The sequence below is a fragment of the Neisseria oralis genome (assembly GCF_045062685.1).
GTDB lineage: Bacteria > Pseudomonadota > Gammaproteobacteria > Burkholderiales > Neisseriaceae > Neisseria > Neisseria oralis.
This window is the reverse complement of the sequence record NZ_JBJGEB010000061.1, coordinates 1-268: the sequence shown is the minus strand read 5'-3', so window position 1 is coordinate 268 and position 268 is coordinate 1. Positions and strand designations below refer to the sequence as shown.

At 32.1% G+C, this 268-nt stretch carries 1 protein-coding gene; it reads right to left on the bottom strand.

Going from position 1 to position 268, the window contains the following annotated elements:
* On the bottom strand, positions 1 to 268 hold a 268-nt coding region (locus tag ACI43T_RS12085; RefSeq protein ID WP_405387364.1), incomplete at both ends, for a hypothetical protein.

Genomic DNA, 268 nt, shown 5'->3' with positions numbered 1-268 from the left:
ATGAAATAAAGTGAACCAATTTCTTTTTATCATGCGTATAGTTTTTGTAAACCATTGCTCTTACACCGGCACCAATAAAGCCACCAAAGCCTACAATCGCATTTAATGCATTAATGATATAACTTACTCTTAAAACTTTTCCTAATGAAATATCCATTTTTAAAGCTCTAGATAAAATCACATCATACATTGAGAGAATAACAAGCGATGCCCCACCACCAATAAATAATAAGACAAGGGACATACGGTTGATTTTACTAAATTCAAC